General features: G+C 44.9%; 8 protein-coding genes, 1 tRNA gene and 1 pseudogene. 6 read left to right on the forward strand and 4 right to left on the reverse strand.

Translation table 11 applies throughout. The features are described 5' to 3' along the window. Nucleotides 1-169: 169 nt before the first annotated feature. Nucleotides 170-1,018 (reverse strand): lysophospholipid acyltransferase family protein, encoded by an 849-nt coding sequence (locus ACEW9J_RS21920; protein ID WP_373547214.1) that lies wholly within the window; start codon nt 1,016-1,018, stop codon nt 170-172. A 70-nt stretch (nt 1,019-1,088) separates the two neighbouring features. Here ACEW9J_RS21920 and ACEW9J_RS21925 point away from each other — a divergent pair, with 70 nt between their 5' ends. Both ACEW9J_RS21925 and ACEW9J_RS21930 read left to right on the forward strand, forming a co-directional pair. Continuing rightward, nucleotides 1,089-1,313, forward strand: coding sequence for a hypothetical protein (locus tag ACEW9J_RS21925; RefSeq protein ID WP_373547207.1), 225 nt, complete (start codon nt 1,089-1,091; stop codon nt 1,311-1,313). Nucleotides 1,314-1,466: 153 nt separating this feature from the next. After that, nucleotides 1,467-1,539, forward strand: a tRNA-Phe gene (locus ACEW9J_RS21930). A gap of 1,026 nt (nt 1,540-2,565) precedes the next feature. Here ACEW9J_RS21930 and cas12k read toward each other — a convergent pair. After that, on the reverse strand, nt 2,566-4,755 hold the full coding sequence (gene cas12k, locus ACEW9J_RS21935) for a type V CRISPR-associated protein Cas12k (RefSeq protein WP_373547208.1): 2,190 nt from the start codon (nt 4,753-4,755) through the stop codon (nt 2,566-2,568). Between the two features lie 326 nt (nt 4,756-5,081). Here cas12k and ACEW9J_RS21940 point away from each other — a divergent pair, with 326 nt between their 5' ends. Continuing rightward, complete coding sequence (locus tag ACEW9J_RS21940; RefSeq protein ID WP_041549727.1) at nt 5,082-5,324, forward strand: hypothetical protein; 243 nt, start codon at nt 5,082-5,084, stop codon at nt 5,322-5,324. A gap of 836 nt (nt 5,325-6,160) precedes the next feature. Here ACEW9J_RS21940 and ACEW9J_RS21945 read toward each other — a convergent pair. Then, on the reverse strand, nt 6,161-6,316 hold the full coding sequence (locus ACEW9J_RS21945) for a hypothetical protein (RefSeq protein ID WP_373547215.1): 156 nt from the start codon (nt 6,314-6,316) through the stop codon (nt 6,161-6,163). Further along, nucleotides 6,293-6,724: pseudogene (locus tag ACEW9J_RS21950) on the reverse strand (Clp protease N-terminal domain-containing protein); the annotation flags it as partial. The pseudogene ACEW9J_RS21950 and the gene ACEW9J_RS21945, both read right to left, overlap by 24 nt. Nucleotides 6,725-7,270: 546 nt before the next feature. On the opposite strand from ACEW9J_RS21950, the gene ACEW9J_RS21955 reads away from it, so the two are divergent. From ACEW9J_RS21955 to ACEW9J_RS21965, 3 genes are all read left to right on the forward strand, one after another. Then, nucleotides 7,271-8,413, forward strand: coding sequence for a glycosyltransferase (locus ACEW9J_RS21955; RefSeq protein WP_373547209.1), 1,143 nt, complete (start codon nt 7,271-7,273; stop codon nt 8,411-8,413). A 287-nt stretch (nt 8,414-8,700) separates the two neighbouring features. After that, nucleotides 8,701-9,063 (forward strand): hypothetical protein, encoded by a 363-nt coding sequence (locus ACEW9J_RS21960; protein ID WP_373547210.1) that lies wholly within the window; start codon nt 8,701-8,703, stop codon nt 9,061-9,063. A 3-nt stretch (nt 9,064-9,066) separates the two neighbouring features. Continuing rightward, nucleotides 9,067-9,627: a class I SAM-dependent methyltransferase gene (locus ACEW9J_RS21965; protein ID WP_373547211.1), complete on the forward strand. Its 561-nt coding sequence runs from the start codon at nt 9,067-9,069 to the stop codon at nt 9,625-9,627. Nucleotides 9,628-10,079 lie beyond the last annotated feature (452 nt).

Raw genomic sequence — 10,079 nt, forward strand, 5'->3', positions numbered from 1 at the left:
ATCAAATTATAGATCGATCGCCACTCTCCAAGAAAGAGATTGCTGGTGGGTCGCGGATATCTACTCACCCGCACTATAAATGTGCTGCCCTCTGGGCACCCCTGTCTTGAAAAGGTGCTTTACTTGGGGAAACCCCAAGACCGCACTTTTCGCTCCGAGGAGGGGATTTTTATCGCTTCTCCAGTACTAGCCGATCGAGTTCCGCCTGCATGTGCGCTTCTACCAGATCGTAACAGGCATCAACATAATCTCGATCGCTCGCGGCACCCCGCCCAGATCGCTCGAATTCGATCGGTTTACAGATCCGAATCTGAATCTGAGTCGGTAACGGTAAATTGGGCAACGGGCCGATCCCAATCCCCCACGGCAATCCCAGATAGATCGGGAACACATTTGGATCGATCCCAAATAACCACGGCACCCCGAAATCGTGCAGCCGTGCAAGGATCGGGTACAGATCTGTCAAGACAATCAGCCCCTCATGAGCACCCACAGATACTACAGGCACGATCGGCGCACGTTCCCTGAGGGCGACTTTGATAAATCCCTTGCGCCCAGCCAACTGAATCCGATGCCGCTGACTATACGGGCGAAAGATATCCTCAGCACCGCCAGGATAAACCAACACCGCCGCATCTTTTTGGAGAGCCGCGATCGCCATCTTGGGATGAGCCACGATCGCCCCAGCCCGAGCTGCTAAATTGGCTGTCGGCCCAAAATACTTCCACACATCGGGGTGTGCTAGCCCATAGGCGGGGCGTTCGGTACCATAACGACTAAACCAGTCATACATCAGCATGAACATGTCAGGAGCCGCCAAGCCGCCATTGTGAGAGCCAACTACCAGCATCCGTCCCTGAGCAGGGAGATGTTCCCAGCCATCAGTCTGGACTCGAAAATAATATTGATACAGCCACTTCCAGAGCGGCATCAGGATCTCGCGGATCGCGCGTGGATCGCGATCGTCCAACGACCAACCATCATATTTATGTGGCGAATTCGGTGGGGGTGGATCGATCGGGGTGAAAGGGTTAAACAATTGTCGCAGAGTGGGGATGACAGGAATTTGAGCCACAATTTAGTTGCCTGTGGCTGCATCAGGCATATCGATCGTACCAAACAACGGCTGGAATTGGAACGATCGCCACCGCCCCAGCCGTCCGCATCGCTGTCAACTGTCAACACTTCGGCTTCGCAATGCCTTTGGCAAGGCTACGCCAACAGTGCAAGCTGTCAACTCTCAACTATTTTTTCTCAGCAATTCTCGTTATGGAAATAAACCTACTATTCTTAATCGATTGAGCTGGCTGTAACGACCACAATTGGTTTATCGATCGCCAGCTTAAACTATGATTTATAGTACAAAAGTTTTAAAATGAGCATTGCTGATTTTTTCTCTACCTACTTGCATAATCACCAAAGATTTGCTATATTAGTCAAGTTGCCTAAATAAAACACAGCAACGAGCCGGGATAGCTCAGTTGGTAGAGCAGAGGACTGAAAATCCTCGTGTCCGGAGTTCAAATCTCCGTCCTGGCATATATTCATGTAGAGCGAAGGAATAAGTGTCCGTAGCGAAGGATTAAATGTCACAGCGAAAGATTCTATGTCCAAATCGAAGAATTCTATGTCACGATAGCGAAGGATTAAATGTCAATTCGCTATATTTACGAAGGATTAGATGTCAATTAGTTCAGGAGCGAAGAAATAATTGTCAATTAGAAAGCTCTAACAGTTGCTAAATTTCTCATAATTGTCAATTCTTGCCATTTTGCAAGCGAAAATATTTGCTTGTCCTTTACACTATGCAAATAGGGGAAGTGAAAGGAGCAGAGGACTGCAAATATTAAATATTGTTTAAGTGCTGTGGATCGATCGCTGAAGGAAGCGCAGGCATAGTTTGTGAAGCGTATTTTTCTTCACCACGCAAAGCAAACTAGTAGGCAGACGTGATAAATAAGACTTTCAACTTACCCATATCCACAAAGGCGATTGCGACAATAACTGACCGCGATCGTCTTGAATACCCCTCTGTTCTTTCAACTTACCCATATCCACAAAGGCGATTGCGACCCTGTGGGCTAAAACCTATTATCAAGTTGACTTTCACCAGTAGTTTTGCCAAGGGTATTATGCAAACACTTAGAGAAAAATCAATTAGCTTAATTGAAGATTTAATTATGCTGCTAGAGCGCTGAACTGACAAAGGCTCTAGCCTTTTGGCAAAGGTACTGGGATTTTTAGCCCCGCTTCGGTTTGCCAAAAATATAGGGGAAGTCCGATGGTTTCATCGGCGATTCAGACTGCCATGCATCTTCGCCAAATTTGGTCTGATACACAATCTTGCTGTACTACCGGACAAACAAACATTTGCCTTAAATAGTAGAGAATCGCGAACTCACAGCGCCAAATTGTTCCCACCTTGCGGTAGCGTGAGTAAGCGGGCAGCGTTAGGGACGGAAAGCAATGAAACTGTCCCATTTCCAAGTAAACTCGCATCGTAGTGACGCTAGTCCGGTTCGTGCGCTAACTCTAGCCTACTACAACATCACAAAAACTTCAACCCTAAGCAGATTGATTAGAAAGAGATTGTTTGGATTTGGTTTTAGCCTGGTAGACCTCAATCGCCATCTGTTTTGCTTGCTCCTGGGAGCTGCCGTGAATCGGTTGCCGCCCAATCTTCACTAACATCCCCTCCTGTTCGGCTTGATTAGTGATGTATTCGATCGAGCGCCCGTAACTCCATGAGTGGATCTTCACATTCTGGGCTTTTGCGAACTTCTTCTCAACACCCTTCCATCCAGAACATTCGCGCTCAGCGAGTGCTGCAATCTCACTTTGTTTACGCCGTCTATAATCCTCCATGTCAGGTAAAACAATACATCCCGATTGATAAGCCTTGGCAAAATCAACTACAGCATTTGCAATATGTCGATCGATTGTATCGCCTAAATTGGCTTCCCCAAACTGGTTATTCGCACCCCGCCGCTGATTCTGAGTCCGACGGCGCATATTTAGTTGACGCTGGAACTGTCGTCTATTAACAAGCCTATTATCCTGCTTCCCTAGAAGTGCCTTGCGCCCACGGCACTCCAGAATTTTTCCGGAAGAAGTATCTAGGATTGTTACCGTTACCAATCCACTCGCGCCAAAAGCAACACCAGTAACAATATGAGGTTGTCCAGTGTAGAGAGATTTGCTTGGACGCTTGTAGTTATCGTCATAACACTCTATCCGTCTTAGAGTTCCAGATTGACGGCTGTGACGATCCTTACGAGTTTTTGTTGATTCACCCTTCTCTTCTGATTCAGCAATCTTCTTTTCTAAGGTTTGAAGTGATTTGGCGATCGGTTTCTTCTGCATTTCGAGTTTGAGTTCAGTGCCCTCTTTACTTACATATAGAGTTTCTATTGTGCAGTGTAAGAATAATTGATACCGATTCCACGGAAATTCTGGGTCATAAAACTCCGGAGCGCGCAAAATATCAGGTTTAGTGCCAGCAGTCCCCCCTTCGCGCTTGGAACGTTTGTTATTAGCTTTTCGGCGACGTACAATTCTATTTTCGTTTTTCTTATACTCCCGCCAAATCAACGTTGCCGATCGCACCAAAAACAGAGCAGATGTGTTTTCGTGTGTATTTTTATCGTAAATCTTACGCTCTTTTAAAGCCTGCCATACAGTATGAATATGACGGTAATCGCCAGCAACTTCAAAGGCATATTTCTCTTCAAAACTCTTAAAACCGACGCAAACTCGCTTTCGAGACTCAACGGAGTTCGCTTGTTCGCTCTGAAAATCCTCGTTTTGAAATTTATCAAGCTCGGTAGATCCAGATTTATCTGCTTCTACCTGTAAATCTTTAAGCTGAAATTTTTCAGGTTCGGCCCAGATTAAATCATCACTACTTTCAAACAGAATCGGATGTGGCATGAAAGCTTGCTGCTTGAGTAATGCCGATTCTATTGAATTCCACTCAGTTTCATCTTCAATGATACCAATCGACGCAATTTCATCAAAAATGTCTCTGCCCGCCCACGGACGTCCCTTAGGTAGTCTACTATGCAATTGTTTTTGAAGAATTTCAATTTCTTTTTGCTTGCTGTGACGGCGATCGTTCAGTTTTTTAACATCCTCTTCAGTTTCATCACTAGTAATTTTAAATCTATTTTTAATTAGATATGCAATCGCACATTTCTCCAGTAGATCGTCTGTTTTGTGGTGTTTATCGTAGAGGATCTTGTAGATGCCTCCCTCGATCGCTTTTTGACTTTTTTTCTTCTTACTATCATTAGAAACTTGGGTATTCACTTCGCTTAAAACTTCTTTCGCCCGATTGCGTATTACATCCAGATTGCAGCTACCGATCGCTATCAACTCAGCATCCGGTTTCAGAACTTCCACGGAATTAAGGAGTTTAGTTAACTTCTCTTGGCGATCTGCCTGTAGAGCCAACCAGGATTCATACGTGTTATGAGTAACTAACCGTGCCGAAACCAAAGTGCGTTCAGGTATGCCTTGAAATTGAGGTTGCTTTTTCAACGATCGCCACAGACACTTGAGATCGTCAGCATCTACAGTGTTATTAATTTGCCACTTAGCAAAGTTGCGATGCTCAGCTACCAGCAGATTTAACCGATTTATCAGTGGAGTATGCTGCTGAGTCATCAGTTCCCAGAAGTAGCGTCTCACTTGCTCCCTGTCCTTAGGCGTTTTTCCTAATGCATCCAGACGAAAAGGAAATGTAATCAAGCTCATAATGCTTACCCCGTGACTACTAAATGTATTTATAAAACGATTCTCAAGATTTGTTTATTCTTCTAAACTCAGCGATCGTGAATAGTATCCTAAATTATTTATGGTACATATTTACCATTAAAAGTCAAGTTTTTTCAATTTTTATTTCAAATGCCAGCATTACTCGATGCTGGCAGCTAATAGTCGCAGTGGAAATTGCCAGCTTATAATGATATTAACTTGTCACAGTGACAAATAGAATGACAATGGCTATTGCTCCACACACCCCGGCTCATAGACACTGGAATGCGTTAGCAGCTTATCTCCAGCCAATAGAAGATGACAGTATGGAACTCAACGAGTTTCTAAAACACTGGGATGTAGCAAGGGAGGAACTGGCTTACATCTGTGACTGTTCGCTGACAACAGTGAACCACTGGTTCTCGCAGGGAGAGCATCGTAGATTCCCTTCTCAGAAGCACAAGCAGAAGCTTGCGCTCGCTCACCATATCTGGACGACGATCGAGACTGAGCCAGAATACCTGCAAACGCTCCGTGAGATGTATATTAAGAAACATCTGAAGCGATAAAAAAAGGTTGCCAAATGGCAAGTATTTCTTGTCGCTGTGAATAGGTGATGTTTACTGTGGTTATTGGGGAATCCTTACCTTAGTACTCGATCGATAAAGATAGGTTCCGTCCGCTACAGTAAAAAACTAAAGGTCGATAAAAGGGATAGAGCATGTATCAATAACCGGAAAATTCTCAATATAGCTCTATCAAGGAATTATTATCTCCAGCTAAATGTCCAAAACTTTTATCTTGAAGTACGCGACAGTATGAGCACTTCAGCTCTTCAATCTAGTGTAGGCCATTCGAGCGTGAGATTATTCTCAATCAAAAGTGAATCATAAAGATGACAGATAGTGATATAAGCGAAAAGAGACTAGAAGGACAACGTTCTATTCATCTTGATGGCTAGGACGATCGAACGCTTTCGATGCCCTGCAAAGCAACGTAGACAAGAGAATAAGAAGAGATAGATTATTGAGTTACTAGCTTTTTGGCGGTAATGAGATTTCGAGATTTTGAAAGAGTCCACAGCTACAAATTAGGGAATATTAAATTTAATTGCAGATTACGTTGCAGCAGTTCACTTTGGATCGAGAGATCCTTCTGTTTGTTAACATCTCAACTGAGTACTCACTAAATATCGTAACTACTCAGCCAATCTAACGTGTCTGTCCATTTTGAATACTAGCACTTAGAGACAAAGCTCTCATACTGGCGGATCGAGAGATGTTAATACCACTATTGACTCCATAACTATTGACATACAGTTAATGCCCAAAAATATCATTTGTCACTATTATAATTTCAGTACATAAATAGTTGACATTAGATTAGACACCGATCTAAAATCATCCTACAATATTAGACGGCGCAAAGTGGCTACATCCTCCTTCAGTTCACCAACAGCCCGATCGATCTCCATTGTCTTATGCTCGATCGATTGAAGGAGGATCGATATATCTAACTTCTCTGTAGTCGTCGTAATAACTTTGGTTGTCTCTCCCAGCATCCGCTCTATCTGCGGTCGTAGTTTCGTTAAGTCAACGCTAAGAGTTTCAAGTACCCTCACAGCTTTGTTTTCAGCTTCACAGATCGAGCCGAGGAGTAGATGTTCGGTGCTAATATAGTTGTGTCCCCGTTATTTAGATTCCGATCGGGCGTACTCTAGAGCGCGTTTTGCTGCTAGCGTAAACGGGATTTCGATAGCAATAAACTCCGAACCACGTCCAACAATCTTTTCAACTTCGATTCTGGCATCATCTAGATTGACTCCCATCGACCTTAAAACCTTGGCTGCGATGCCAGTTTCTTGACCAATCAGGCCAATCAGGATCTGTTCGGTACCGACAAAATTGTGCCCCAATCGACGGGATTCTTCCTGTAGTTGTTCTATTGTCAAAATAAGCAAGAATTTCATCTCGTAAAGTATTTTGCTGATGCTATTTCTCATACTCAATTATCCCTCTTTCTCAATCACTGCCTACATTTCTGCTCTAATTACACACATTTATTTATTTTATTTGCTCAATTCCCTTTCAATCTCGCATACTAAGTAATGAAGAGCCAAAAAAACTAGCTGAGGGAAATTACGATTATTCCGTTGGGGATATTGAGAATGCTAAATTACGGTCGAGATACGAGTCAATAGAGATCGAATCGAGTTGGTTAATGGGTAAACGATCGATCGGGAATATCTTGACTTTGCTGTTTACGGATCGAATCAGTGATGACGATCGATTGACTCTGCTCAATGTTTTAGCTGGATAATTCCCGTTTAGCAAAATGCTTTTATAATACGATCGCAGTGAAAAATCATTCAAATAAAAAAGACAGATACCTGAAAATGTCTAATGATTGGGGGTGAAAAACTGTCGTGTGCTGTGAACCAAACGGAGATTTTTTTCTTAAATTGCATTCCAGTGGTAACTTTTAATCAGGTACATATAGTTTCACAAAAGTTCCGATGAAAATTCTTTTCCTCGATCAAAGCGGTCAACCTGGTGGAGCAGAACTTTGCTTATTGGATATTGCTAGAGCATATCGCGATCGCTGCTTAGTCTGTTTATTCGCAGATGGCTCCTTTCGCACCATGCTTGAGGAGGAACAGATCCCAGTCAAAGTATTAGCGACTTCAATTGATGTTCAAAAAGACAGCAGTACTCTGCAAGGCGTGTATAGTATTGGACGGTTGGTACCGCTAGCGATCGAAGTTGCGCGACTGAGCCGCCAGTATGACTTAATCTATGCCAATACCCAAAAAGCTCTAGTCGTCGGCGCACTAGCCAGCGTCTTGAGTCGGCGGCCCTTAGTTTTTCACCTGCATGACATCCTCTCGTTAGAGCACTTCAGCAGGACAAATCAACGAATTGCCGCGACGCTGGCAAATCGGTTTGCCTCAGTGGTAATCGCCAATTCTCAAGCCAGTCAGTCAGCTTTTATTGCCGCTGGCGGGCAGGCAAAACTGACCCAAGTTGTTTACAACGGCTTTAATCTAGATGGTTATCGAGATGTCGCGTCTCAACGCCAGCCGACTCGACAGGCATTGGGATTTACAGATCGGGATTTTGTTGTCGGGCACTTTAGTCGGCTTGCGCCCTGGAAAGGACAGCATTTATTAATAGAAGCACTGATTCATTGTTCCGAATCTGTGAGTGCCATCCTCGTTGGCGATGCTTTATTTGGCGAGCGAGACTATGTAACCCAATTACAACAACAGGTGAAAGACTTAAACCTCGAACATCGAGTGCGGTTTGTCGGCTTTCGGCCTGATGTCGCCGCACTGATGGCAGCCTGTGACTTAGTAGCGCATACTTCAACCGCGCCTGAACCGTTTGGGCGGGTGATCGTCGAGGCGATGTTGTGCGGTACTCCCGTCGTGGCAGCGGCTGCGGGCGGAGCGATGGAATTGGTAGAAGATGCGGTGACTGGCTGGCTCGTGACACCTGGCGATCCGGTAAAATTGACAACGATAATTCAACAATGTTACGATCGACCGGAACTGGCAAAGGCGATCGTAACCACAGCCCGAATCCAAGCCAGCCAATGCTTTGACCTAACGGAAATCGCGCGACAAATCGATCGGATCTTAATCCAGGTGGCGAGGTGACGATCGCAGTTTGAGAGTAGAAACGCTCATGTTATATTGCACTGTTGCTACCCATAGAAATGCCTACGATTGAAATCGTGGCTAATGTTGCAAAGTCCGCCTACGCGGACTGAAATATAGCAGTCGCCAAGTTCATTAGGACGTTTTTTTGATTAGTCCGCGTAGGCGGACTTTGCATCACAAGCGGCGGTTTTAACCGCTGAAGTTACAGGTAGCAACTTAGGTTATCTACCTAAAATAGTCAGGTCAGGATTTCGATCGCACTACCACTGAGGAAAACGCTCGTGATGATTCTTCCCGAACATAAGCAGATCTTAAAAGAGCTGAGTTTCCATGCCGAGATTGACTGGGACACCGACAGCATTCCTACGTGTCAAGTCTCAAATTGGACTCAGGGGATGCGGGCTAATGCCGACTTTTTTGGTCACGAATTATACCGTGACAAGTACTTACAAACAGAAAATTGTAGTCAAGCATTCGGCGAACGTTGGCAAGCCGCGATTCGGCAGAGCCTACGCTACGCGAACGGCAGTTGGGATGATAAAATCGCGATCGATATCGGCTGTGGCCCTGGCAATCTCTACGCCACTATCGGCGGTACTCCCCAAGTCCTCATCGGGGTCGATATCAGTCGGGGGGCACTGGAATAGGCAATGCAGCTCGGCTATACCCCGCTGTTAGCAGACGCTCACGATCTGCCACTAGTTGACAACTGTGCCGATATCGTCACGCTCAATGCCGTGCTGCATCATTGTGATGATATGGCTAAAGTTTTGGCCGAAGCAGCGCGGTTGGTGCGTCCCGGCGGTGTGTTGATTACCGATGAAGATCCGCAGCAGACGGCTTGGCATCACAAAGGGCTGGGTGTGCTAGTTAATACCGCCAGGAAACAATTTCCGATGTATTGGCTACCAGGAAGATCTAGTTTGTACAGATCGAAACAGGAGCGGGAGTTAAGATTGGCGACAGAAATTCACAATCATCAGCCTGGAGATGGGGTAACGCTAAACCTTTATACCGATACGCTCATACCACTCGGTTTTGAGATCGCACTTTACCCGCACAACCACGGGGTGGGAGCTGAACTATTTGCGGGCAATTACGGGAGATCGCCTTTGAAATATACTTTGGCGCAAATGTTGTCGGGGATGAATTCCAATTCACCGGAAGCCGCGCAGTCAGTGATGTGTATCGCCCGTAAGTTAGCAGTATAAATTGGCAGGACAATGGTGAACGATTTTTTCCTTTGCACGATCGAGCTAAATCGGGAATCTATCGATCGATGCTTGATTTAGCTCAGTCAGATGTGGGTCAAACCCATTGACTTCTACTCCCCTTAGACAGTTGCGCCATTATACGTATTATCAGGTCAGCCAAAAGATGTTAGTATGTGTTGTATTACAGTCTTCTGGGTTGCCAAATATAAACCCCGAGCGTGCGAACTTTTTGACTGCTTGGTAGTTGCTTGAGCTGCTATTTCAAGAAAATTTCTCGATTCTAAAATTCTGTCTGCTGAGACTCCTAGTACTAGTATAGGGCTGAGTTTTGCATAGATATCGATATCAACTCAATTGGATCTTCATTAAGGAATGAGGATTAAATAACTTGCGTAGGTTGGGTTGAGCCTCGAAACCCAACGCTCCAGGGATGTTGGGTTTCGAGGCTC

This window comes from Chamaesiphon sp., from assembly GCF_041737865.1.
GTDB lineage: Bacteria > Cyanobacteriota > Cyanobacteriia > Cyanobacteriales > Chamaesiphonaceae > Chamaesiphon.

Coding starts and splice junctions, on each gene's coding strand:
- cas12k (WP_373547208.1), bottom strand. CDS start 4,755: ATGAGCTTGATTACATTTCCTTTTCGTCTGGATGCATTAGGAAAAACG.
- ACEW9J_RS21940 (WP_041549727.1), top strand. CDS start 5,082: ATGGAACTCAACGAGTTTCTAAAACACTGGGATGTAGCAAGGGAGGAA.
- ACEW9J_RS21945 (WP_373547215.1), bottom strand. CDS start 6,316: ATGCTGGGAGAGACAACCAAAGTTATTACGACGACTACAGAGAAGTTA.
- ACEW9J_RS21955 (WP_373547209.1), top strand. CDS start 7,271: ATGAAAATTCTTTTCCTCGATCAAAGCGGTCAACCTGGTGGAGCAGAA.
- ACEW9J_RS21960 (WP_373547210.1), top strand. CDS start 8,701: ATGATTCTTCCCGAACATAAGCAGATCTTAAAAGAGCTGAGTTTCCAT.
- ACEW9J_RS21965 (WP_373547211.1), top strand. CDS start 9,067: ATGCAGCTCGGCTATACCCCGCTGTTAGCAGACGCTCACGATCTGCCA.